Source organism: Pedobacter sp. (assembly GCF_040513095.1).
Classification (GTDB): domain Bacteria; phylum Bacteroidota; class Bacteroidia; order Sphingobacteriales; family Sphingobacteriaceae; genus Pedobacter.
In genome coordinates this window covers 1-25,122 of the sequence record NZ_JBEVDX010000162.1, presented here as the reverse complement: position 1 = coordinate 25,122, position 25,122 = coordinate 1, and the positions used below count along the sequence as shown (strand labels likewise).

At 43.5% G+C, this 25,122-nt stretch carries 16 protein-coding genes and 1 pseudogene; 16 read left to right on the top strand and 1 reads right to left on the bottom strand.

The features are described from left to right. The first annotated feature begins 4 nt into the window (after positions 1-4). The 16 genes from ABWY16_RS18255 (at position 5) to ABWY16_RS18180 (ending at position 23,249) form a co-directional block, all read left to right on the top strand. A complete protein-coding gene (locus ABWY16_RS18255; protein ID WP_353906098.1) occupies positions 5-772 on the top strand; it encodes a TatD family hydrolase in 768 nt (255 codons plus the stop codon). Between the two features lie 7 nt (positions 773-779). Beyond that, complete coding sequence (locus ABWY16_RS18250) at positions 780-1,796, top strand: asparaginase (RefSeq protein ID WP_353906107.1); 1,017 nt, start codon at positions 780-782, stop codon at positions 1,794-1,796. Between the two features lie 125 nt (positions 1,797-1,921). Beyond that, complete coding sequence (locus ABWY16_RS18245; protein WP_353906097.1) at positions 1,922-3,322, top strand: MBL fold metallo-hydrolase; 1,401 nt, start codon at positions 1,922-1,924, stop codon at positions 3,320-3,322. 21 nt (positions 3,323-3,343) lie between these two features. Next, positions 3,344-4,312: a YpdA family putative bacillithiol disulfide reductase gene (locus ABWY16_RS18240; RefSeq protein WP_353906096.1), complete on the top strand. Its 969-nt coding sequence runs from the start codon at positions 3,344-3,346 to the stop codon at positions 4,310-4,312. Between the two features lie 67 nt (positions 4,313-4,379). After that, positions 4,380-5,351 (top strand): polyprenyl synthetase family protein, encoded by a 972-nt coding sequence (locus ABWY16_RS18235; protein WP_353906095.1) that lies wholly within the window; start codon positions 4,380-4,382, stop codon positions 5,349-5,351. A gap of 82 nt (positions 5,352-5,433) precedes the next feature. Continuing rightward, positions 5,434-6,885, top strand: coding sequence for a M28 family peptidase (locus ABWY16_RS18230; RefSeq protein WP_353906094.1), 1,452 nt, complete (start codon positions 5,434-5,436; stop codon positions 6,883-6,885). Between the two features lie 15 nt (positions 6,886-6,900). Then, positions 6,901-7,914 carry a LacI family DNA-binding transcriptional regulator gene (locus tag ABWY16_RS18225; protein WP_353906093.1) on the top strand — a complete coding sequence of 338 codons (1,014 nt, stop codon included), beginning with the start codon at positions 6,901-6,903 and terminating at the stop codon, positions 7,912-7,914. 467 nt (positions 7,915-8,381) lie between these two features. Next, on the top strand, positions 8,382-11,366 hold the full coding sequence (locus ABWY16_RS18220) for a SusC/RagA family TonB-linked outer membrane protein (RefSeq protein ID WP_353906092.1): 2,985 nt from the start codon (positions 8,382-8,384) through the stop codon (positions 11,364-11,366). A gap of 18 nt (positions 11,367-11,384) precedes the next feature. Continuing rightward, positions 11,385-12,953 carry a RagB/SusD family nutrient uptake outer membrane protein gene (locus tag ABWY16_RS18215; protein WP_353906091.1) on the top strand — a complete coding sequence of 523 codons (1,569 nt, stop codon included), beginning with the start codon at positions 11,385-11,387 and terminating at the stop codon, positions 12,951-12,953. An 87-nt stretch (positions 12,954-13,040) separates the two neighbouring features. After that, complete coding sequence (locus ABWY16_RS18210; protein WP_353906090.1) at positions 13,041-14,021, top strand: SusE domain-containing protein; 981 nt, start codon at positions 13,041-13,043, stop codon at positions 14,019-14,021. A 132-nt stretch (positions 14,022-14,153) separates the two neighbouring features. Continuing rightward, on the top strand, positions 14,154-16,001 hold the full coding sequence (locus tag ABWY16_RS18205) for a glycoside hydrolase family 13 protein (RefSeq protein WP_353906089.1): 1,848 nt from the start codon (positions 14,154-14,156) through the stop codon (positions 15,999-16,001). Between the two features lies 1 nt (position 16,002). Beyond that, complete coding sequence (pgmB, locus tag ABWY16_RS18200) at positions 16,003-16,674, top strand: beta-phosphoglucomutase (RefSeq protein ID WP_353906088.1); 672 nt, start codon at positions 16,003-16,005, stop codon at positions 16,672-16,674. A 103-nt stretch (positions 16,675-16,777) separates the two neighbouring features. After that, positions 16,778-19,099, top strand: coding sequence for a glycoside hydrolase family 65 protein (locus tag ABWY16_RS18195; RefSeq protein ID WP_353906087.1), 2,322 nt, complete (start codon positions 16,778-16,780; stop codon positions 19,097-19,099). Beyond that, positions 19,096-20,853, top strand: coding sequence for an alpha-amylase family protein (locus tag ABWY16_RS18190; RefSeq protein ID WP_353906086.1), 1,758 nt, complete (start codon positions 19,096-19,098; stop codon positions 20,851-20,853). Before ABWY16_RS18195 ends, ABWY16_RS18190 begins: the two co-directional genes overlap by 4 nt. Before the next feature lie 30 nt (positions 20,854-20,883). After that, entirely contained in the window at positions 20,884-22,233 is a 1,350-nt protein-coding gene (locus tag ABWY16_RS18185; RefSeq protein WP_353906085.1) for an MFS transporter, read from the top strand. A gap of 53 nt (positions 22,234-22,286) precedes the next feature. Next, positions 22,287-23,249 carry an acetyl-CoA carboxylase carboxyltransferase subunit alpha gene (locus ABWY16_RS18180; RefSeq protein WP_353906084.1) on the top strand — a complete coding sequence of 321 codons (963 nt, stop codon included), beginning with the start codon at positions 22,287-22,289 and terminating at the stop codon, positions 23,247-23,249. Positions 23,250-23,496: 247 nt separating this feature from the next. On the opposite strand, the pseudogene ABWY16_RS18175 reads toward ABWY16_RS18180, so the two are convergent. Continuing rightward, positions 23,497-25,122, bottom strand: a pseudogene (locus tag ABWY16_RS18175) (DUF2723 domain-containing protein); the annotation flags it as partial.

Below are 25,122 nucleotides of genomic sequence, written 5' to 3'. Positions count from 1 at the left end.
TTTTATGCTTTTAACAGATACCCACACTCATTTATACTACGAAACGGATGAAGAAAAACAGGCAGGCCTCTTTCAGCGCTGTTTTGATAACCAGATCAGCCGTTTGTTCCTGCCCAATGTTGATATTTCTTCGATCGCTAAAATAGATGATGTCGTAAAAAAATATCCGGAGAACTGTTTTGGTATGCTGGGACTTCACCCGGTTGATGTGAAGGAAGGTTATGAAGCGGTCCTCGAAGAAATTTACAATAGTATAGCAAGCAGGAAAATCTATGCCATAGGAGAGATTGGCATTGATCTGTACTGGGATAAAACTACGCTTGGGATCCAGCAGAAAGCTTTCAGGGAACAGATCAAGTGGGCAAAAGGTAAACAGCTCCCAATAGTGATCCACTGTCGCGAAGCCTTTGATGAAGTGTTTGAAGTACTGGAAAGCGAAAAAGGGGATGGCCTTAGAGGAATCATGCACTGCTTTACAGGCAATCTTGAACAGGCAGAGCGCACTATAGCACTGGGATTTTACCTTGGCATTGGAGGTGTGGTAACTTATAAAAAAGCAGGTTTGGATGACGTGTTGATGCATGTTCCTCTGGAGCATATTGTGCTGGAAACCGATTCTCCATATCTTGCTCCGGTACCCTACAGGGGCAAGCCCAACGAAAGCAGTTACCTTATCCACATAGCACAAAAAGTGGCAGATCTTTACAATATCTCTATCGAAGAAGTGGCAGAAGTAACAACGGCAAATTCTGTCAAAATATTTAATGTCTGATTTTATAATGACTAAAATTCTCATCATTTACACAGGGGGAACCATTGGTATGGTAAACGACTCGCTGACCGGCGCGCTGATTCCTTTCGATTTTAAACAGATCCGGCAGAATGTCCCTGAGCTTGCCCGTCTCAATTACCAGCTGGATGTACACTCTTTTGATCCCATACTTGATTCTTCAAATATGGATCCGGTGATCTGGGCAGAACTGGCTGCAATTATTGAACGTACCTATAATGATTACGACGGCTTTGTGGTACTTCACGGCTCGGATACTATGGCATATACAGCGTCGGCTTTAAGTTTCATGTTAAAAAACCTGAGTAAACCAGTAGTCCTAACGGGATCTCAATTGCCAATTGGCGAAATCAGGACGGATGCCAAGGAAAACCTGATTACAGCACTGGAAATTGTGGCAACCAAAAAAGATGGTCTTGCGATGGTACCAGAAGTATGTATCTATTTCGATTACCAGCTTTTCCGTGGGAACCGCGCCATAAAATACAATTCAGAAAAGTTCGAAGCATTTCAGTCGCCCAACTACCATATCCTTGCAGAAGCAGGGGTTAACCTGTCATTTTACTCCAACTACATCAATCCCAACCCCTCGGATGAACTGCAGGTACAATCCAGATTCAACGCAAATATCGGGGTGTTAAAACTATATCCCGGAATTACGCCGCAGGCGGTACAGGGCATTACAGGATCCTCTGTTGACGCAATAGTGCTGGAAACCTTTGGTTCCGGCAATACCACAACCGCCCAATGGTTTATAGACAGCCTGCAGGATGCCCTTGACCGGGAGAAGCTGATTGTTGATATCTCACAATGCCAGGGTGGTTCCGTAGAACTTGGTAAGTATGAAACCAGCAAACAATTGCAGCAAATGGGGATCATCAGCGGATTTGACATGACTTTCGAGGCCACAGTAACAAAGCTGATGTACCTGATGGGACAGGATCTTTCCAATACTCAAATCGCTTTTCTGATGGAACAATCCCTCCGCGGAGAGTTAACTGCATAAAGTAAAACTTGTGTAAGAAGGCTGTTTTAAACAGCGGTTAAAGAATATTAACCCTATTTTTGGATAGTAACTGAGCCGGCTTTGCTGCTGGCAGGGTGCTGCAAAAAGGAAATAATTATAATCTGATGAAGATAGAGCAAATTTATACAGGTTGTCTTGCCGAAGCAGCTTATTACATCGAAAGTAATGGCGAGGCGGCAATCATAGATCCGCTGCGCGAAGTTCAGCCCTATTTAAAAAAAGCACAACAGGCTGGTGCCCGTATCAAATATATTTTTGAAACACATTTTCATGCCGATTTTGTATCTGGTCATGTAGATCTTGCACAGCAGTCTGGCGCAGATATCATATACGGGCCAACAGCAGTAACAAACTTTGCTTCACATATTGCTGAAGACGGCGAAGTTTTTCACATTGGCGAACTCAGCATCAAAACACTGCATACCCCCGGGCATACACCTGAATCTACAACTTACCTGCTGAGTGATAAAGAAGGTAGACCTTACTGTATCTTTACCGGTGATACCTTGTTCATCGGAGACGTGGGAAGACCAGACCTGGTTCAAAAAGGAGCACAGACAATGGATGAGATGGCAGGTACGCTGTACGACTCATTGCATGCAAAGATCCTTACTTTACCTGATGATATCCTGGTTTATCCTGCCCACGGTGCAGGATCGTCATGTGGTAAGAACATGAGCAAGGAAACCTTTGACACACTTGGGAACCAGAAACAGGTAAATTATGCTTTAAAAGCAGAAAGCAGGGAAGAATTTATTGCACAGGTAACGGATGGCATATTGCCGCCACCCCAGTATTTTGCCAAGAATGCAGCAATGAACAAGTTTGGTTACACAAGTTTCGCCAATGTACAGAAAAAAGGGATGATCCCTTTTGCGCCGGAGGAGTTCGAAGTTACGGCAAACCATACAGGGGCACTGCTTTTGGATACGAGAGACCCGCAGGCTTTTGCAGCAGGATTTATCCCGCGATCGATCAATATCGGCCTTGGCGGACAGTTTGCCCCATGGGTAGGTGCGCTGATCACAAACCTTAAACAACCACTGCTGCTAATCGTGGAAGAAGGCAAAGCAGAAGAGGCTATTACCCGCCTGGCCAGGGTGGGATACGATTATACTATCGGTTACCTGGAAGGCGGAATAAAAGCCTGGAAAGATGCAGGCAAAGAAATTGATACTGTAGATTCAGTTTCAGTAAATGAATTTGAAACAGAATTTAACGCAAACCCTGGGTTAGCCGTACTGGATGTGCGCAAGCCCGGTGAATTTGAAGCCGGCCACCTTGAGTCTGCAGTTACACGCCCGCTTGATTATATCAACGAATGGACAAATGAAGTCAATCTTTCAGGAACGTATTATCTGCATTGTGCAGGCGGTTACAGATCGATGATAGCTGCTTCCATTCTTAAAGCCAGGGGCGTGGATAATGTGATTGATATTGCGGGTGGTTATGCTGCTTTAAAAACTACAGACTTAAAAAAAACCGATACTATTGCCTCACATTAAGAGATAAGGAACTGATTACCCATGGAAGAATATGACGTACTGATTGTAGGCGCCGGCCCGATAGGACTGGCCTGTGGTATTGAAGCGATAAACGCCGGCCTGAGTTATATTATTATAGACAAAGGCGCGCTGGTAAACAGCCTGTACAATTACCCGGTATTCATGACTTTCTTTTCCACCTCGCAGAAACTGGAAATAGGAGGTGTGCCCTTCGTGAGCATCAACCCCAAGCCAAACAGAAATGAAGCGGTAGAGTACTATCGCCGCGTGGCCGAGAAGTTTGACCTGAACCTCCATCTGTTTGAAGAGGTGCGAACTGTTGATAAAACAGCAGCTGATGACTTTGAAGTGGTTACCTCAAAGAAGACATATAAAGTAAAGAATGTGGTGATCTCCACCGGTTTTTATGATGTGCCGGTACTGATGTACATTCCCGGAGAGGAACTGCCAAAGGTGGCTCATTATTACAAGGATCCCCATTTATATGCCTTTCAGAATGTTCTGGTAGTGGGCGCAAATAACTCTGCTATCGATGCAGCACTTGAAACCTACCGTAAGGGAGCTAAGGTGACCTTAGTGATCCGCGGTTCGGAACTCGGCCCTCACCTGAAATACTGGGTACGGCCTGATATTGAGAACAGGATCAGGGAAGGATCGATCAAGGCCTGGTTCAATTCTGAACTGACTGAGATAGGAGAGGATACTGTCACCCTGAAAACCCCCGAAGGAGAGCTTAAGCTTGAAAATGATTTTGTGATCGCCATGACCGGGTATAAACCGAATTTTGAGATGCTCAGGAAATTAGGGGTGCAGATGGTAGATGAAGTGTCAAATGCTCCTGTATATGATCCGGAATCCATGGAAACCAACCAGCGCGGTTTGTACCTTGCAGGGGTAGTCTGTGGAGGAATGGATACACATAAGTGGTTTATCGAGAACTCAAGAGTGCATGCAGAACAGATCTTTAAACATATCAGCGCCAAAAAATAACATCATTTTTAAATTAAGCACCAGTTTGGCTGAATTTAATTAAGTTTGCACAAATTTTAAAACCTGAATGCCAGGAATAGATCAGATTAAGAAACCCATCGCCGCAGATATAGATGTCTTTGAAGAAAAATTCAAAGCCTCAATGCATAGTGACGCGCCATTACTGGACCGCATTACGCACTATATTGTGAAAAGAAAGGGCAAGCAGATCAGACCCATGTTTGTGTTTTTTGCCGCTAAGCTTTGTGGAGGTATTATCGAATCTACTCATCGTGGCGCAGCCCTGGTAGAGCTGCTGCATACCGCTACCCTCGTCCATGACGATGTGGTAGACAACGCTTATGAACGCAGGGGCTTCTTTTCTATCAATGCCCTCTGGAAAAACAAAATTGCAGTACTGGTGGGCGACTACCTGCTGGCAAAAGGACTGCTGCTATCTGTTAACAACAATGAGTTCCGCCTGCTGCAGATCGTTTCTGAAGCAGTAAAACAAATGAGTGAGGGTGAACTTCTGCAGATAGAGAAAGTAAGAAGAATGGATATTGGCGAAGACCTGTATTTTGATGTTATCCGTCAGAAAACAGCTTCCCTGATCGCTTCCTGCTGTGCATGCGGTGCCGCTTCGGCAGGTGCCGATGAAGAAACGATTGAAAAAATGCGTTTGTTCGGAGAAAAAGTAGGCATAGCCTTCCAGATTAAGGACGATACTTTTGATTTTGGTACTGATGATGTGGGCAAACCGCTGGGAATAGATATCAAAGAGAAAAAGGTAACTCTTCCTTTGATCTATGCCTTAAACCGCAGCAGTAAAACAGAAAAGAAAAGGATCATTAACCTCGTGAAAAACCACAATGATGAACCTGCCAAAATACAGCAGATCATTGATTTTGTAAATGAAAACGAAGGCGTCCGCTATGCTGAGGAGAAAATGTCACTGTATCAGCAGGAAGCATTTGATATCTTGTATACTTTCGAAGAAAGTGAGGCCAGAACAGGACTGGAGCAGCTGGTACGGTATACTACCGAACGTAAAAAGTAACCATATTACCACGGAAGCTTTTTTGTTGAGAAAAATTTCCTAAGCGTTATTATTAAGCTTAATTTCATCAAAAATTATATTCATGAAGCTTTCAATTCAACTCCTTTTTGCGGGGCTGGCTGTCTCGGCCTATGCCCAGGATGACCTCAATGCTGATTTTAAAAGAATAAATGCCGAAGTTCAGTCCCATTCTGCTGCCTATGGCACGCTGAAATCCGCAACTGAAACCATCGGGCACCGGCTGACGGGATCTGCAAACGGAGCCAAAGCAGAAGAATATGCTTATAAACTGTTGAAATCCTATGGATATGAGCTGAGCTATCAGCCTTTTGAGGTAGAAAGCTGGAGCAGGCTGACCAACGAAACTAAAATCGGAGATTTACCATCCGCTTTGAATACCGTTAAATCTGTAACACTTGCACATTCTCCCGTAAAGGCTTCAGTTTCTGCAGCTATTGCAGATATGGGAAATGGTCTGGAAGAGGATTATATTAAGGACAAGGACAAGGTGAAAGGCAGGATCGCGCTGATTTACCTGGGTGTTTTGCCCGGATCAGCGGCAGGAACGCCCACATTGCATCGTTCTGAAAAAACAGCGATAGCTACAAAATACGGCGCAACAGGAGTAATCATTATCAATGGCGTAAAAGGTGGGGTTTTACTAACTGGAACAGCGTCGGTTACTGGTAAGTTAATCCCTGTGCCGGCAGTATGTATTGGTTTGGAAGATGGCATGCAGCTTAAGGAACAACTGAAGTTTAAACCACAATACGCCAGTTTAAATATGACCAATTTCTCTGGTAAGATTAAAGCCAGGAATGTTGTAGCTACGCTGAAAGGCAGTAGCCTGCCAAAAGAAAAGATTGTTGTAGGTGGGCACCTTGACAGCTGGGATCTTGCCACAGGAGCAATTGACAATGGTATAGGATCTTTCGCGGTGATCGATATGGCCAGGACATTTAAAGTCCTGAATTTAAAACCAAAAAGAACGGTAGAATTTGTACTGTTTATGGGCGAGGAGCAGGGATTGCTGGGTTCCAAAGCTTATATCAAAGCTGCGCAGGAAAAACACGAGCTCGATCAGCTGAAGTTTATGCTGAACTACGATATGACCAATGATCCCAAAGGATTTGCTACAAGTCGTGAGGAGATGAAGGAACTGTTTACGACCTGGGGAGGCCAGATTGCAAAGATCGATACTGGCTTTAAAAATGTATTCCGCGCTGGCGCAGGTTTACACAGCGACCATCAGCCCTTTATGCTGGAAGGAATTCCTACAGGTGGCGGTGCAGGAGGTGAGCTGCCAAATAATTCGGGACAATTTTACCACTCTGATGGCGACAAATTCAGCCTGGTGGATGAACAGCAACTGAAAAATACAGTTCGTTACAGCACAATGCTGATTGATGGACTGGCAAATACGCCGGTTATCCCTGTGGAACGACAAACGGAGGAGAAGTTGAAAGCTTTCCTTGTAGCAAATAAATTGGAGCTGCCCTTAAAGATCGCTGGAGAATGGCGCTGGAAGGATTAAATTAATGCTGCATAAATGAGTAACATCAATATAAAGGAGCTGGCCAAAGTGCTGAATCTCTCTACCTCAACGGTCTCAAGGGCCTTCAGGGACAATAGTGATATCAGCAAAGAAACCAAAGATAAAATACTGGCTGCTGCAAAGGAATACAACTACCAGCCAAATCATTACGCGAGTAATTTACGCGAGCAACGCAGTAAAACTATCGCTGTGATTGTTCCTGAACTGGGCAATAATTTCTTTTCACAGGCCATTCATGGTATAGAAAAGATTGCCAGAAGTAAGGGCTATCACATTCTGATCTATGCTACAGATGATGATTATGAGAAAGAAGTTTCTTTTATCAGACACCTGCACAATGGCCGTGCTGACGGCATCATCATGTCGGTATCAGGCGAGGCAAACGACCATACCTATTTGAACGAACTAAACCAGCAGCGTTTGCCACTGGTGTTTTTTGACAGGGTCTATGAAGATATTATCACTCCAAGGGTAATTACCAACGATTATGACAGCAGCTTTTCTGCTACGCAGCACCTGATCAAACAGGGCTGTACACGAATTGCCTATCTTGTAATCAATAAAAACCTGTCAATAGGAAAAACCAGGATGCAGGGGTACCTGGATGCACTGGAAAAGTACGGGATTCCATTTGACGATCATTTAATTGTAGACTGTACCAATAGCTATAAGCGGAACAATGTCATCCTTAAAGACATGTTCAAAAAGTTGAAACCGGACGGGGTTTTTACTTCGGTAGAGAGACTGGCCTTTGCTACTTATTATGCCTGCTACGATATGAATATTGCAATCCCCGCAGATGTAAAGGTAGTTGGTTTCTCCAGCCTGCAGATTGCCCCTTTGCTCAATCCTTCCCTCACTACAGTTACCCAGCCATCCACACAGATAGGGGTTGAGGCTGCTTCCCTTTTGTTCAAAATTTTAGAGTCGCCTGACCTGGTAAACAGCAGTGAAACCGTGGTGCTGGATTCGAAACTGATCAAGCGGAACTCGACTGCTAAACTTTAGCATTTTTTTGATTTTATGCTGCGCTTCAGGACTTGATTTTCCGGCTTTTTTTTGCCCTGAACTCCGGGGTTTATTTAAAAAAAAATGGCGGCCGACTGAAAATACGCAGAATCTTCTGTTTTAAGTCTGACTTTGAGAGATAGAAAGTCAGTAATACCGGGAACGTTCCCGGTACCGTTCCCGTAAAATGCTTTGAAAAACACTTAGTGTAAATAAAACACTTTATTCTTTTGTTTTATTCCTATATATGACTGAATAATAATATTTTACGCTTGATATATTGATCACGGTGTAAAAATTTGCGTAGAATTTATTGGTTGAAAAACTCTTTTTTGAAGTATAAAATATGGTGCTAAATTTTATTTTGATATAAAATTTGGAAATATTGAACGCAAATGTAAATTTACCCGGAGTGTAATATACACTTATAGCATATCCAAATATATAACCCAAAAAGAGCAATAAATATGAAAGTATTTTACGTGATGAGGCGAGTTTTGCTGCTGGTTTTAACCTTCGCAGCATTTGCCGTACAGGCACAAACCGGTATCATAACCGGTAAAGTAATTGACGAAACAGGACTGGGGCTTCCAGGTGTTTCGGTCCAGGTAAAAGGGCAGTCGAAAGTTTCAAGCACAGATGTAAAAGGTAACTACAGGTTGACAGGCGTATCAAACGGTGCTGTTACGCTTACGGCTACATACATCGGTTACCGTTCTGTTGATATGGATGTAACCGTACAGGGAAACACTGTAGCTAACTTCTCCCTTAAACCTGATGCACAGAATTTAAATGAAGTAGTGGTAATCGGTTACGGTACCGCACAAAAGAAAGATCTTACAGGATCAATCACTACTGTAGGTGCAAAAGAATTCCAGCAGGGTAATATTACTTCTCCTGAGCAATTGATCTCAGGTAAAGTGGCCGGTGTATCCATTACTTCAAACGGTGGTGCTCCTGGTTCAGGAAGTACAATCCGGGTAAGGGGCGGTGCTTCGCTAAACGCGAGTAACGACCCACTGATTGTAGTTGATGGTGTGCCTTTCAGTAGTAACTTATTGCCTGGCGCAACAAATAGTAATGTGATCGCCGGAGTTGGTAACCCACTGAGTTTGATCAATCCAAATGATATTGAAACATTTACGATCCTGAAAGATGCAAATGCAACCGCTATATATGGTTCCAGAGCATCTAACGGCGTTATTCTGATTACTACCAAAAAAGGTAAATCAGGAGCACCGGTGATAAACTTCAGTACAGTAAATTCTTATTTAACAGTAGCCAAGAAAGTAGATGTATTATCTGCTGATCAGATTCGTGCGTATGTAAATGCGAATGGTACAGCAGATCAGAAAGCTTTGCTGGGTACTGCTAATACAGACTGGCAGGATGTAATTTACAAAAACGTATTTAGTACTGATAACAACCTGAGCATTGCCGGAGCATTTAAAAAAGTTCCTTACCGTTTTTCTGGCGGTTACCTTGATCAGAAAGGATCACTGCAAACCGATAACCTTACCCGTGCTTCTGCAGCACTGACTTTAAACCCGACTTTCTTTGATAACCATTTGAAAGTAGACTTAAATTTAAAAGGTACGCTGAGTGAATCACGTTTTGCCAATCAGGATGCTGTGAAAGCAGCGATCCAGTTTGATCCTACACAACCTGTATATGCCAGCAACCAATATGGAGGATACTATGAATGGGTAGGTTCTACAGGACAGTTAAACCCTAACGCACCAAGAAACCCACTGGGACTGATTGAGCAAAAAACTGATCTTGGTAAAGCCGACAGAAGTTTTGGTAACTTAAGACTGGATTACTCTTTCCACTTCCTTCCTGAATTACATGTAAATGCCAATGCAGGTTACGATGTATCTAAAGGATATGGAAATACAAATATTCCTTACTATGCAGCGCAAAGCTTTGGTACCAGCGGATCTTCTACACAATACAATTCTGTACAGCACAATAAACTGGCAGAGTTTTATTTCAATTATGCGAAAGACCTGAAAGGTATCAACAGTAATATTAACGCAACAGCTGGTTACGGTTATTATGATAACTCTACCACAACATACAACTTCACCAGCTACAATGGTCTGGGCGCAGTAATCAGTAATCCCGTGTTTCCTTTTGATACCCAGCAAAACAGATTATTGTCTTACTATGGTCGTGTAGTATATACGCTGGCTGATAAATACATTCTCTCAGGTACCATGCGTGCCGATGGATCTTCCAAATTCAGTGAAGATAACAGATGGGGTTATTTCCCTTCAGCCGGTTTTACCTGGAAAGCTATCAACGAGGATTTCCTGAAGGACAGCAAGGTATTATCTGATTTGAAAATGCGTTTAAGTTACGGTATCACCGGCCAGCAGGATGGTATTGCCAACTATAGTTTCCTTCCAAACTACTATAACAGTGCCAATGAGCAGCAGTATTATATCGGTGGTCAATATTACCACTTCTATACGCCGATTGCTTACGACAGGAACCTTAAATGGGAAACATCAACAACTTACAATGCCGGTATCGATTACGGTTTGTTTAAAGGACGTGTTTTTGGTAGCGTAGATGTTTATTTCAAAAAAACCAAAGATCTGCTGAGTACTGTGCCTATCCCGGTAGGAACTAACTTCAGTAACTTGTTGCTGACCAACGTGGGTAACATGGAGAATAAAGGTATCGAGGCAAGCATCAACGTAGCCATTATCAAAAGCGATGATATCAACTGGGATATGGGCTTCAATGCTACCTACAACAAAAATAAAGTAACCAATCTATCCTTAAATCCTGATCCCAACTACAAAATTGGAGCAGGTGATATTACCGGAGCAACAGGTACAACCCTGAAATGGAATGCTGCAGGTTACAACCCGGGTTCTTTCTTTGTATACAAACAGGTGTACAATGAGCAGGGTGCACCAATTGAAGGTGTTTACCAGGATCTGAACAATGATGGCGTAGTAAACGATCAGGATAAGTATTTCTATAAATCTCCGCAACCTAAGGTGATCTTAGGATTCACAACATCGTTTAACTACAAAAAATGGACACTGAGCACTGTGCTTCGCGGAAACTTAGGTAATTACATTTACGACAACGTTTCCTCCAACCTTGGTGTAAGCAGAAATGTGCTGAGCCCAAGCGGACTGATTAACAATGCAGGCAGCAATTTATTGGAAACCAACTTTACAGCCAACCAGTTCCTGAGCGACTACTATGTGCGTAATGCTTCATTCCTGAAAATGGATAATGCAGGTCTTGCCTACAACTTCGGTAGGATCTCACCAAACAGGAGTACTACACTGCGCTTCACGGCAAATGTTCAAAATGTATTTGTGATCTCGGATTACAAAGGCATCGATCCTGAAAATTCTACTGGTATAGATTACAACCTGTACCCAAGACCAAGAACATACAGTCTGGGTGTAAACGTTGGATTTTAATATTAATAATTTAAGAAGATGAAACTATTCAAAATATTTACGGGTACAGCCATTTTATTGGCTACGCTCTCGTCTTGTAAAAAAGACCTGAATTTAACGCCTACAAATGACCTTACCTCTGATGTGGTTTATTCAACACCAGCGGGCTATAAACAAGTTCTGGCAAAAGTATATGCAAGTTTCGCAACCACCAGCGGTTCGGGCTCTGACAAGAGTGATCTGGGTGGTATCGATGCAGGAACCTCTGATTTTATCCGTTTGTACTGGAATGCCCAGGAACTTACAACTGACGAAGGCCTGTGTGTATGGAACGACCCGGGTGTATATGAACTGAATTACCTTACTTACAGTTCAGAAAATATCATCCTGCGCGGATTGTATACCAGAAGTCTTTACCAGATTACTGTAGCAAACGAATTCCTTCGTGAAAGTACTCCGGAGAAACTGGCTTCACGTAATATCACAGGAACCGATGCGACAAATATTGATGCATACAGGGCAGAAGCAAGATTTTTACGCGCTTACCAGTACTGGGTACTGATGGACCTGTTTGGTAATCCGCCGATCCTGACTGAAGAAAATGCGATAGGTATCGTTTCTCCGAAACAAATTAAACGTGCGGACCTGTTTAAATATGTAGAATCAGAGTTACTGGCAGTTGAGCCTTTATTATTGACTACGCCTGAGTATGGCAGGGCTTCTAAAGGTGCTGCGGATATGTTATTGTCACGTTTGTACCTGAATGCTGCGGTTTACACTGGCACAGCTAAAAATACAGAAGCAATTACCTACGCAAGTAAGGTGATTGCAGGAAACTACACCCTTCAGTCGGCTTACAAAAACCTGTTCCTTGCTGATAATGATGTAAATAACCGCGAAACGATCTTCGCCATCAACTATGATGGTAACTTTACGCAAAATTATGGAGGTACAACTTTCATTATCAATGCGTCGATCAACACAGATATGAATCCTTCTTCATTTGGTGTGCCAAACGGCGGATGGGGTGGTATCCATGCCAGTTCTACTTTGCCGGCAATGTTTGGTACTGCAAGCGCTACAGATCAACGCTACATGTTTTTCGGTACTAAAGCTGCCAACGATGATATTGGCGTATTTACCGACGGCCTGCGCGTAACAAAATTCAAAAACATTACTCAGGCAAATATTACTGCGCCTTCAACAAACGGTACGTTTACCTCAGTAGATTTTCCGTTGTTCCGTTTGCCGGAAGCTTATTTGAATTATGCTGAAGCTGTTTTACGTGGAGGAACTGGTGGTACAACCGCTATGGCGATAACTTATGTAAACCTTTTACGCCGCCGTGCCTACGGTAATGATTCAGGAAACGTATCGTCACTGACCTTAGACAATCTCTTAACAGAAAGAGCAAAAGAATTTTACTGGGAAGGTTACAGACGTACCGACCTGGTCCGCTTCGGAAAATTCACTGACGGCTCTTACTTATGGCCATTCAAAGGTGGCGTAAATGCCGGCCGTGCAGTAGATGCTACCCGCAGTATCTTTCCTTTGCCTTCGGCTGATATCATCGCCAATACTAACCTGGTTCAGAACCCTGGCTATTAATCATCTTTCAACTATAAAAATAAGCGCATCAAGATGAAATCATTATTTATAAAAACGATAGCCTTCAGCATGTTCATAATTATGTTCATGTCTTGCAAGAAGGATGAAACTAAAGTGGTGGCAGGAAACGGTACTGCACCAGCACTAACTTCCACCGCATTGACTACCCAGCTATTAAAGGAAGAGAACGCCGCAGTCAATTTCGGTGTTTTCAACTGGAACGCATCTACCTTCGGATTTGAAGGCAGTGTGGTGTCTTACACTATTCAGGTTGATATTTCTGGTAATAGTTTTAAAGCTCCAAAAGAGATATCAGCAGGAACTTTACTCACAAAGACTGTTACTGTTGCAGATATCAACAGCATCAGTAATCAACTTAAGTTAACCAACAATGTAGCAGGTAAGATTGACATCAGGGTGAAAGCAACGATCAGCGACAAACATCCTGCTGCTTACTCAAACGCGCTGACTTATACAATCACTCCATACCAGATTATCATTGATTATCCGTCGCTGTATGTACCGGGTGCATACCAGGGCTGGGCTCCTGCAACAGCATCTAGGATCTCTTCTGTAGCTGATGATAAATCTTATGAAGGATATATTTATTTTCCTGATGCAGTAAACGAGTTTAAAATTACCTCTGCACCAAACTGGGACAATATTATTTACGGAACTTCTGCAGCAGGTAAAATCGTTGCAGGCAGTGGAGATAACCTTAAGATTACAGGTGCAGGTTATTACCAGCTTAAAGCAAATACCAATGCACTTACTTACTCTGCATTGAAAACTACATGGGCAGTAATGGGCGCTGCAACAGGAAATGTTGAAACACCAATGACCTACGATACCGGTACCAAAGTATGGACAGTAACTAAAGCACTGTCTGCAGGAACATTAAAGTTCAGGGCAAACGGCACAGATGTACTTAATTACGGAAGCAACGCTACAGCAGATGGTACACTGGTAGAAGGCGGTACTGCTATTCCTGTCACAGCAGGCACTTATAAAATTACATTCAACGTAAGTATCCCTGGTAATTACGTGTACTCGATAGTATTACAATAAAACACACACCACAAGTGCCCCGACTAAGGTTAGGGCACTTTTTTTAGTTATCACCAATAATTTAGGTTGTTCCTCAATATATTAGTTTATCCCAATTTAATCTTTCCGTTCAGTCTCAGAAAAAAAGCAAAAATGAAGAAGTTATACGTTATATTCCTTGTGCTGCTGTCAGCAAATACATGGGCACAATCCAAACCAGACCATGTAGATCCCCTATTCTGGTTTACAGGCATGAATAATCCTAAACTGCAGCTGCTGATCCATGGCAAAAACATTGCAGGGTATACCGCTAAGCTGGATTATCCAGGTGTTAAACTGGTAGAACTGCACAAAGTGGAAAACCCAAACTATCTTTTTCTTGATCTTGAAATCTCTGCTGATGCCAAAGCCGGTAAATTCCCGATCTCCTTTTTAGAAAACGGCAAAAAGAAATTCGATTACAGTTATGAACTGAAAAACAGGGATGCATCACCTTCCCGTATCCAGGGTGTAACAAACAAAGACCTGATCTACCTGCTGATGCCGGACCGCTTTGCAAACGGTGATCCTTCTAATGATAAAGTAAAAGGCTTGAAAGAACAGACGTTGAACCGCGACTCCATGTATTACCGCCACGGCGGAGATATCCAGGGAGTAATGAACCACCTGGATTATTTCAAGGATTTAGGTATAACTACACTGTGGATGACACCCGAAGTAGAGAACGATATGCCAAAAGCATCTTACCACGGTTATGCGGTAACTGATCATTACAAGATTGATCCCCGTTACGGTACCAATGCACTTTTTAAAGCTTACGTAGATAAAGCACATGCAAATGGCTTAAAAATAATTAAAGACATCGTTCATAACCACATTGGTACAGGGCACTGGATCTTCAAAGACATGCCAATGAAGGACTGGGTGAACCAGTGGCCGGTGTATACACAAAGCAGCTACCGCGATGAACCTGTAATGGATCCCCACGCTGCCGAAGCTGACAGGAAGAAAATGCTGGATGGCTGGTTTGTACCAACCATGCCGGACCTGAATGAGAGGAACCCCTATGTGCAGAATTACCTGACGCAAAACCATATCTGGTGGATTGAATATGCAGGTATCGACGGATTGAGACTGGATACATACCCTTACAATGAGCCGGCATATATGGCCGACTGGGCAACTAAGCTGAAAGCTGAATTTCCAAACCTGTCTATTTTTGGAGAAACACTAGTAAACTCTGTGGCGTCACAGGCTTACTTTACACAGGGAAATACGGTAAACAGAGGCTTTGATACACAGTTGCCGGGGGTAACGGATAATATGATGAAAAATACCATCTATGAAGCACTGAATGGTAAATCAGGATGGACGGATGGAATATTCAGGTTGTATACTGTTGTTTCTCAGGATTTCCTGTATCAGGATGCCAACCGCAATGCAATTTTCCTGGATAACCATGATATGAGCCGCTTTTACTCTATGATCAATGAGGATTTCAACAAGTATAAATCTGGCATCGCCCTGCTGATGACTATGCGCGGCGTACCACAGTTATATTACGGTACAGAGATCCTTATGAAGAACTTTTCTGATCCGGACGGACTGGTAAGATCTGATTTTCCGGGGGGATGGGCAGCTGATAAAATGAATAAATTCACTGCTGGCGGTCGTACCCCAAAAGAAAACGAAGCGTTTAATTATGTAAGCAAACTGGCGCACTACCGTAAGGAAAGCGCTGCTTTGCAGTCGGGAAAACTGATCCAGTACGTACCGGAAGATGGAATGTACGTTTATTTCAGAATTACTCCCGAAGGAAGCAAAACCGTAATGGTAATATTAAATGCTGAAGACAAAGTAAAAACACTGAAAACTGAACGGTTTGCTGCCCAGATGAAAAATACGGCTGCAATTACCAATGTGATCAGCGGAGAGAAATTTAATAGTACTAAAGAGATCACTGTGCCGGCAAAGACTACGCTGGTATTAGAACTGAATTAATATGGAAGTAAGCACGATAGCATGCATTTTTGACCTCGATGGGGTATTAGTAGATACAGCAGTATATCATTACCAGGCCTGGAAAAAACTGGCCAACTCTCTGGGTTTTGATTTTAGCCATGAGCAGAACGAGCAGCTGAAAGGTGTAAACCGCATGCGCTCTTTAGACAAGATTTTAGCATGGGGCGGTGTAGAAAAGAGCCAGGACGAGAAAGAAGAACTGGCGGCACTGAAAAACACATGGTATGTTGATATGATCAGTAAAATGTCGGCCTCCGAAGTATTACCGGGCTCACTGGAGTTATTGGAAGCGCTGCACGCAAAAGGAATTAAGATTGCTTTAGGCTCCGCCAGCAAGAACTCCGGACTGATCCTGGAAAGAACAAACCTTACGCATTTCTTTGATGCAATTGTTGACGGGAATGCAGTCACTACTTCCAAACCTGATCCTGAAGTTTTTGTAAAAGGAGCAGAGTTGCTGAAAGCCGCTGCGGAAGATTGTATCGTATTTGAAGATGCTTCTGCAGGAGTAGAGGCGGCTATTGCAGCACATATGGCTGTAGTAGGTGTAGGAGAAGAAAAGAACCTGCCGGGGGCAGATATGTTTGTAAAAGATCTTTCAGGCGTATCAGTACAGCAGCTGATTGACCTGGTTGCAAACAGGAAAGGATAAAGAAAAAGTTATAAATAAACGTCCTGTTTCCAGAATTTGTGGAGCAGGCAGGGGTAACCTAAAGCAGTTCTGTGAGTCAGAATGCTTTAAAAAATTGATGCTGATGAAGAATTACATACAAGCGGAAGAGTGGAACATTATAGAGGAAGGTTTTGATCCTCATTTAAATAAAATATCAGAAAGCCTGTTCAGCCTGGGCAACGGGCGCATGGGGCAGCGCGCAAACTTTGAAGAAAGTTATACTGGCGAAACCCTCCAGGGAAATTATGTAGCAGGAGTGTATTATCCTGATAAAACAAGGGTAGGCTGGTGGAAAAACGGCTACCCTGAATACTTCGCCAAAGTGCTGAACGCAGCAAACTGGATGGGCTTAAACATCCGCCTTGATGGCGAAGAGCTTGATCTCAGTCTCTGCAAGGTTACAGACTTTAAGCGTATCCTGAACATGAAAGAGGGTTACCTGGAACGCTGCTTTAAAGCTGAACTGGCTTCAGGAAAACAAATCAGTGTTACTGCAAAACGTTTCTTCAGCATTGCGAATGATGAAGTGGCAGCCCTGCATTACCAGCTGACTGCACTTAATTTCTCCGGAAAACTGGAACTGACATCCTTCATCGACGGAGATGTGAAAAACCAGGATTCAAATTACGATGAGAAATTTTGGGATGAGGTAAACAGAACGCAGAATGACAGCGGTTCTTACCTGACCATGCGTACTAAAAAAACAGAATTTGAAGTAATAACCGGTGTAAAAACACTGGTTATTATAAACGGTAACCAGTCGCAGCTAACTGCTGATACTGCTGTAAAAGATAAATACCTGGCTGAACTGATATCCCTTGATCTTGTTAAAGATAAAACACTGGATATCTATAAAATAGCAACCAATCTTTCTTCACAGAACTACGATAAAGCTGAACTGATTGAAAAAGCAGCTGAGGTTTTAAATGCTGCTGTACTAAAAGGTTTTGCCGCACTGCTGGAAGAACAGGCTGCGGCATGGGCTACGAAATGGGAGGAAGGCGATATCATTATTGAGGGAGATGTAGCTGCGCAACAGGCTATCCGCTTTAATATCTTCCAGCTCAATCAGACCTATACAGGTAAGGATGCCCGTTTGAATATCGGCCCTAAAGGTTTCACCGGTGAAAAATACGGAGGTTCTACCTATTGGGATACTGAAGCTTATTGTATCCCCTTTTATTTGTCGACCGCCCCGCAGGAAGTTTCAAAAAACCTGCTGGTATACCGCTACAAACACCTGGAGAAAGCTATAGAAAACGCACAGAAGCTCGGCTTTGATAAAGGTGCAGCTTTATACCCGATGGTAACTATGAATGGAGAAGAATGCCACAACGAATGGGAGATCACTTTCGAAGAGATCCACCGGAACGGCGCTATCGCATTTGCGATCTTCAATTACATCCGTTACACAGGTGATCAGAGTTACCTGAAAGAATACGGACTGGAAGTTCTGATCGGCATTGCCAGGTTCTGGAAACAAAGGGTAAACTGGAGCGAAGCCAGACAGCAGTATGTGATGTTAGGCGTAACCGGACCAAACGAATATGAGAACAACGTAAATAATAACTGGTATACAAGTACCCTTGCGGCATGGTGTTTAGATTATGCCGCAGAAGCTGCGGAGATCGTAAAAACAGAAGATCCTGCAAGGTACCAGCAGATCGTTGAGAAAACAGCATTTGAGGAAGCTGCAGAATTTGCCGGCTGGAAAGCTGTAAGCGGAAATATTTACCTGCCTTATGATGAAGAAAAAGGCATATTCCTGCAACAGGATGGTTTCCTGGATAAGGAACAGATTCTGGTAAGCGACCTGCCTGCATCGGAGCGTCCGATCAACCAAAAATGGAGCTGGGATAGAATATTACGTTCAGGGTTTATCAAACAGGCTGATGTTTTGCAGGGAATGTATTTCTTTGAAGACAACTACGATATGGAATCGCTGCGCAGGAATTTCGATTTCTATGAATCCCGTACAGTACATGAAAGCTCTTTATCACCCTGTGTACACAGTATTTTAGCTGCAAAGCTGAATGATGGTGAAAAAGCATATGAGTTTTACCTGCGTACGTCACGTTTGGACCTGGACGACTATAACAACGATACAGAAGATGGATTGCACATCACTTCAATGGCAGGTACCTGGATGAGCATTGTAGAAGGTTTTGCCGGTATGCGTGTACGCAATAATCTGCTGTCATTTAATCCTTTTTTACCGGAACAATGGAATTCCTTTTCATTCAACATCGGTTTCCGTGGGATCCAGCTTAAAATAAAGGTGACCAAAGATGAGATTACTATAAACAATCCTGCAAAAACAATCATGGACATTAATATCTTTAACCAATCGCACAGCGTGCCGGCAGGTGAAACGGTTATTGCCTATAAAGGGTTGGCCGTATGAAAATCTGTTGCCGCACAGCTGTCTTAATTATTTTACTGGTTACAGGAATTATGGAAGCAGGTATGGCACAGGAGAATAAAAAGATCATGATCTATCAGCTATTGCCAAGGTTATTTGGCAATAAGCAACAAAATAATATTCCTTACGGAACAATTGAGCAGAACGGAAGCGGTAAGTTTGAGGATATCAGCGACCGCGCTCTGGATGGCATCAGGGAGCTTGGAACTACACATGTATGGTTTACCGGTGTGATCTCGCATGGGACACTGACGGATTACAGCAGTGCCGGGCTTCCCGCCAATAATGCGAATGTGGTTAAAGGAAGGGCAGGTTCGCCCTATGCAATCAGGGACTATTATGATATAGACCCGGATTTGGCTACAGATGTGAAAAACCGGATGGCTGAGTTTGAGGCGCTGATCAAAAGGACTCATAATAAAGGCATGAAGGTGATTATAGACTTTGTACCTAACCATGTGGCCCGCGAATATCAGTCGCGTATGAAACCCAAAGGGGTAAAAGATTTTGGTGAAGGAGATGATGTTCATCTTGCCTTTAGTTCTGCCAACGATTTTTACTATGTTCCGGGAAAGGATTTCCTGGTTCCTAAGCCTAACCCAGTTCAGCATACACCAATAAGTCCGCTGCAGGAACGTCATTATGTTGAGTCGCCGGCAAAAGCCACAGGAAATGATGTTTTTTCGGAACATCCTTCAATTGACGACTGGTACGAGACGGTGAAACTCAATTATGGTGTAGATTACCTGGATCAGCAGAAAGGGCATTTTGATCCCATTCCAGGCGTGTGGACTAAAATGCGGGATATCCTGATGTTCTGGACAAAAAAAGGTGTAGATGGTTTCCGTTGTGATATGGCGGAAATGGTTCCGCTGCCTTTCTGGAACTGGGTGATACCCGAGGTGAAAAAAACCAATCCTGAACTGATATTTATTGGAGAAGCCTACGATCCATCAAAATACAAGTCGTTTTTAACTACTGGAAAGTTTGATTACCTGTATGACAAGGTAGGTTTATATGACGGATTAAAAAAACTGATCAGAAGCGAAGACCAGGCAGATATAAAAGATATCCGCAGGGTTTGGCAGCAGGAGAGCGCCGGTTTTGGCGATCATATGCTGCGGTTCCTGGAAAACCATGATGAGGAAAGAATCGCCTCTGCAGGTTTTGCCGGAAGGGCCGAACTGGCACTGCCGGCAATGGTAGTTTCTGCAACTTTATCCGGTGGCCCGGTAATGACCTATTTCGGTCAGGAAGTTGGTGAGCCCGGAAGAGGAGCAGAGGGCTTTAGCGGAGAGAACAACCGCACTACAATATTTGATTACTGGGGAGTGCCGGAACACCAGAAGTGGATGAATAATGGTGCTTTCGATGGGGCTGGTTTAGGTACAGAGCAAAAAGCAATGCGGGACTATTATGTAAAACTGCTGCAATTTGCCGGTACTTCTGAAGCCATTGCCAAAGGCAGGTTATGGGAAATCCCTGTGGCAGGCAATATGAACAAAAGGATGTATGGTTATGTAAGGTATACCGCCACTCAGCGTTTGCTGATCCTGGTGAATTTTGACCGCCATTACCGGATGGAATGCCAGTTGCAGATCCCAGCTGAAATATTACAGGGCAAAGCAGTCAGTAATGTGCATGATCATTTATCAGATTTGAAACTTAACGATATCAAAGACAATTCAATACCTGTTTGGGTATTGCCCATGAGTGCGCAGATCTTAGCTTTTTAAGTTCTGCAACCAAAACCAATTATACCTGTTATGGAAGAAAATAAAGTTGTTGCCCTTAAACCGAAGTTATCAAACCTCCAGATCTTTAATATGAGTGCCGGATTTTTCGGCATACAGTTTGGTTTCGCGCTACAAAATGGCAATGCTTCGAGGATCCTGCAGACTTTCGGCGCAGATGTGGAACATCTTTCGCTATTCTGGCTGGCAGCACCGTTAACAGGGATGATTGTACAGCCCATTATCGGGTATTATAGCGACAGGACCTGGAACCGCTTTGGCAGAAGAAGACCTTATTTTCTGGTGGGGGCTATCCTTACAGCTATCGCGCTGATCCTGATGCCAAATGCCGGGGCTATGGCCAGTTTCCTTCCCCCCATAATAATCGGTGCAGGAATGCTGATGATCATGGATGCCTCTATTAATGTAGCCATGGAACCTTTCAGGGCTTTGGTAGGGGACAAACTGCCGGATGAACAGCGGAGCTTCGGCTTTTCTATGCAAACCTTCCTGATCGGTGCAGGTGCGATCTCGGGTTCATGGCTGCCATATGTGTTTTCAGAATACCTGGGAGCATCAAAGGTAGCCGCAGCAGGTCAGGTACCGCATAATGTGATCTATTCCTTTTATGCAGGAGCAGCAATTTTACTGCTAACCATCCTCTGGACAGTAATCAATACCAAAGAATATCCGCCTGAAGAAATGGCCTTATACCACGCTGCGGAACCGGAAGTGGAAGAACAGAAAGGTGTGTGGTCTATCCTTACGGATTTTTCAAATATGCCCGGGACGATGAAACAGCTGGGACTTGTACAATTCTTTTCATGGTTTGCCCTGTTCTCTATGTGGGTATTTACCACTCCTGCAATTGCGCAGCACATCTATAAGGTATTGCCGGGCGATACTTCATCTGTGAAATTTGCTGATGCCGGCAACTGGGTAGCATTTCTATTTGGTATCTATAACGGTGTTTCAGCACTCTACGCTTTGGTCCTGCCTTCCATTGCAAGGGCTACCAGCAAAAAAATTGCGCATGCTTTTTCGCTTACAGCCGGCGGTGCAGGCCTGTTATCCATATATTTTATCAGTAATCCCGATTATCTGATCTTTTCAATGATTGGCATAGGCCTGGCCTGGGGAAGTATTTTATCCATGCCCTACGCGATCCTGTCGGGTGCTATTCCTGCGCGGAAAATGGGTGTATACATGGGGATCTTTAACTTTTTCATTACCATGCCGCAAATAGTAAACGGGTTGTTCGGTGGACTTATAGTAAAGGAGTTTTATCACGGTGAAGCGATTTACGCAATCGTGCTGGCCGGAATATTCATGATTCTGGGCGCTGTATCGGTTCTTTCCATACGGAATGGAAAAGACAAATAAAATAACCATATTAGACTAATTTCTGATTTTTTACCTATTTTTACCGCCCACTTATGGAACAGATAAAAACGTCATTTGATTTTGAAAAACCTATTGCTGAACTGATGCAGCAAATTGAAAAGGTTAAACAGGTTGCTGATAAAACAAAAGTAGATATGTCTGCTACACTAATAGAGCTGGAGGAAAAATTATCCAAAACTCAGAATGCTCTATATACCAATTTAACAGGCTGGCAGGAAGTTCAATTGTCACGCCACCCGGAAAGACCACAGACGCTGGATTATATCAGCATGATCTGTGACGATTTCGTTGAGCTGCATGGCGACCGCACAGTGGGGGACGATAAAGCTATTATTGGTGGTTTTGCTACAATTGGCGGCCAGACGGTAATGATCATCGGTCATCAGAAAGGTAAAAACACAAAGGAACGTCAGTACCGTAATTTCGGAATGGCTAATCCCGAAGGTTACCGCAAAGCTTTGAGACTGATGCGTCTCGCAGAAAAATTCAATAAACCGGTAATTTCTTTTATAGATACCATGGGTGCTTACCCGGGTATCGAAGCCGAAGAACGCGGTCAGGGTGAGGCTATCGCCAGGAATCTGCTCGAAATGTCGGTACTGAAGGTACCTATCGTGTGCTTCATCGTTGGTGAAGGTGCATCCGGTGGGGCATTAGGTATCGGTATCGGTGATAAAGTATATATGCTTGAACATACCTGGTATTCAGTGATCTCACCTGAATCCTGCTCTTCTATCCTTTGGCGCAGCTGGGATTACAAGGAAAAAGCAGCAGAGTGTTTAAAGCTGACCTCTACAGATATGTACAAGAATCAGCTCATTGACGGCGTGATTAAGGAACCGCTTGGAGGCGCACACCAGAATCCTGCTGCCATGGCTGAGACTTTAAAAGCTCAGATCCTGTCAGACCTGAAAGAACTGGGCAAGGAGAAAACAGAAAAAATGATTGCTACACGGATTGAAAAGTTTTGCTCAATGGGTGTGGTTAATGAATAATAAGATTGATCTGTTATATTGATGCTGCCGAGCGCGGAAGAACGCTCGAAGGCATCAATATAACAGATCAATCTTATTTCAAAGGGACAATCCAGGGGACATCCTAACAGGGAGCATAACCTGGCAAGGGGCATAGCCTGACAAGGGGCGTAGCCTTGCAAGGAGCATACCTGGCAAGAGGCATAAAAAATCGGGCTGCAAATCAAATTTGCAGCCCGATTTTTTATGCCCTGTATCTTCTCCCGGCTTACTGTTGTGGCTGCTGAGAGAAGTATGGTGAGAATCTTGCTTCCAATCCCTGGAACTGCTGTGACAGCTGCTGTGCCAGTTTGGTTTGTTTCTGCTCTGTAGCAGTTTTTACCATCTGGTTCAGGAACTGCAGGCCAAGCTGTACGTTTTGCCCGCCAATGAACCTGTTGCGGCTCTGCGATACATCAGCAAGATATGTCAATTCCTTTTGGATATAGTCGGCCGATTTGGTCATCAGTGTATTTGCGCGCTGGGTATCTCCCAGGGTGTACAGGTTCTCTGCAAGGAAATAAGTTCCCATCATTGAGCGCATACCGTAGAATTTATCAGGCATCACTTCGAAATAACGCGCTACCACCTTTTTCGCATCTGCAATCTTTCCTTCTTTGATCAGTCCGCTGATAGTGGTATTGAATACGTTATTGAAGATAGAGATATCATCCGAAGATTGTGGGTCAAGATATTTCGACTCTTTCACATTTCCCCATTTGAATTTGTTGTACATATTGCGGTACAGGATATCTGTATCCACCAGCTCGTTTCGTCCGGCTGTAGTGTCTATTTTAAGAGGCAGCAGGCGCATTGCGAGGCCTTCTGTATACAAATAGTTGTCCAGGCCATTGAACTGGTCTGAAGGCACTGTGCTTGCAAAATAGATAGGTCTTTTCCAATTGTTAGTGGCAAGGATGTCAAGCATAGCAAGTGTACCTTTAGTTACATAGTTTTTGTTGAACGTCCACTGCATCACCGGAGCGATCTTAGCAGAATCTGCAGCACTTACAGTACCTGTTTTTACCACTTCCTCAGGATTGATCGTGAGCTTAAAGTTCTTGGTAGGGATAAAGTTTTCCTTTGTTCCGTTTTGCAATGGGATCTTATCTGCATCATCATCAGATAACAATACATCAAGTATGTTCTTCAGTTCAACAGCTCCTGCTATTTTATAATCCTGATAGTACATTACATCCCTTACACCCTGTACATATTGTGAAGGTTTCATGCTGATAGGAAGCGGTTCAGATTCATTCTGCTTGCGCTTCATGCCATCGATGTACCAGTCCGTATCAAATAAACTCAGATTCACTAAACGTACGTCCGGTCTTACATTCTCAACTTCCTGGATATACCATAGGGGATAGGTATCATTATCACCATAGGTGAAGAGGATAGCATTAGGAGCACATGACTCGAGGTAATCAACAGCGATATCGTGCGCTACCAGTTTAGATGAACGGTCGTGGTCATCCCAGCCCTGTGCACCCATTATTACCGGTGCTCCCAGTAAACAGATTACTGTAGCAGCAACAGCGCCATTCTGTGCAGTAATTTTTTTAAATACCCAGTCCTTGATGGCGAAAACCCCAAAGCCTATCCAGATGGCAAAGGCGTAAAAAGATCCTGCATAGGCATAGTCCCTTTCTCTTGGTTCAAGTGGCTTCTGGTTCAGGTAAAGCACAATGGCAAGACCGGTGAAGAAGAACAGGAGCCCAACAATACCAGCGTCTTTCTGATTGCGTTTAAAATGCCAGACAGCACCCATTAAGCCAATGATTAGAGGAAGGAAAAAGAAGCGGTTATATGCGCTGTTTTCCACGATAGACGGAGGTAAGTGCGTCTGATCACC

Excerpts from the sequence above, each read along its gene's own strand:
- ABWY16_RS18255 (WP_353906098.1), top strand. The coding sequence starts at position 5 with ATGCTTTTAACAGATACCCACACTCATTTATACTACGAAACGGATGAA.
- ABWY16_RS18250 (WP_353906107.1), top strand. The coding sequence starts at position 780 with ATGACTAAAATTCTCATCATTTACACAGGGGGAACCATTGGTATGGTA.
- ABWY16_RS18245 (WP_353906097.1), top strand. The coding sequence starts at position 1,922 with ATGAAGATAGAGCAAATTTATACAGGTTGTCTTGCCGAAGCAGCTTAT.
- ABWY16_RS18240 (WP_353906096.1), top strand. The coding sequence starts at position 3,344 with ATGGAAGAATATGACGTACTGATTGTAGGCGCCGGCCCGATAGGACTG.
- ABWY16_RS18235 (WP_353906095.1), top strand. The coding sequence starts at position 4,380 with ATGCCAGGAATAGATCAGATTAAGAAACCCATCGCCGCAGATATAGAT.
- ABWY16_RS18230 (WP_353906094.1), top strand. The coding sequence starts at position 5,434 with ATGAAGCTTTCAATTCAACTCCTTTTTGCGGGGCTGGCTGTCTCGGCC.
- ABWY16_RS18225 (WP_353906093.1), top strand. The coding sequence starts at position 6,901 with ATGAGTAACATCAATATAAAGGAGCTGGCCAAAGTGCTGAATCTCTCT.
- ABWY16_RS18220 (WP_353906092.1), top strand. The coding sequence starts at position 8,382 with ATGAAAGTATTTTACGTGATGAGGCGAGTTTTGCTGCTGGTTTTAACC.
- ABWY16_RS18215 (WP_353906091.1), top strand. The coding sequence starts at position 11,385 with ATGAAACTATTCAAAATATTTACGGGTACAGCCATTTTATTGGCTACG.
- ABWY16_RS18210 (WP_353906090.1), top strand. The coding sequence starts at position 13,041 with ATGTCTTGCAAGAAGGATGAAACTAAAGTGGTGGCAGGAAACGGTACT.
- ABWY16_RS18205 (WP_353906089.1), top strand. The coding sequence starts at position 14,154 with ATGAAGAAGTTATACGTTATATTCCTTGTGCTGCTGTCAGCAAATACA.
- pgmB (WP_353906088.1), top strand. The coding sequence starts at position 16,003 with ATGGAAGTAAGCACGATAGCATGCATTTTTGACCTCGATGGGGTATTA.
- ABWY16_RS18195 (WP_353906087.1), top strand. The coding sequence starts at position 16,778 with ATGAAGAATTACATACAAGCGGAAGAGTGGAACATTATAGAGGAAGGT.
- ABWY16_RS18190 (WP_353906086.1), top strand. The coding sequence starts at position 19,096 with ATGAAAATCTGTTGCCGCACAGCTGTCTTAATTATTTTACTGGTTACA.
- ABWY16_RS18185 (WP_353906085.1), top strand. The coding sequence starts at position 20,884 with ATGGAAGAAAATAAAGTTGTTGCCCTTAAACCGAAGTTATCAAACCTC.
- ABWY16_RS18180 (WP_353906084.1), top strand. The coding sequence starts at position 22,287 with ATGGAACAGATAAAAACGTCATTTGATTTTGAAAAACCTATTGCTGAA.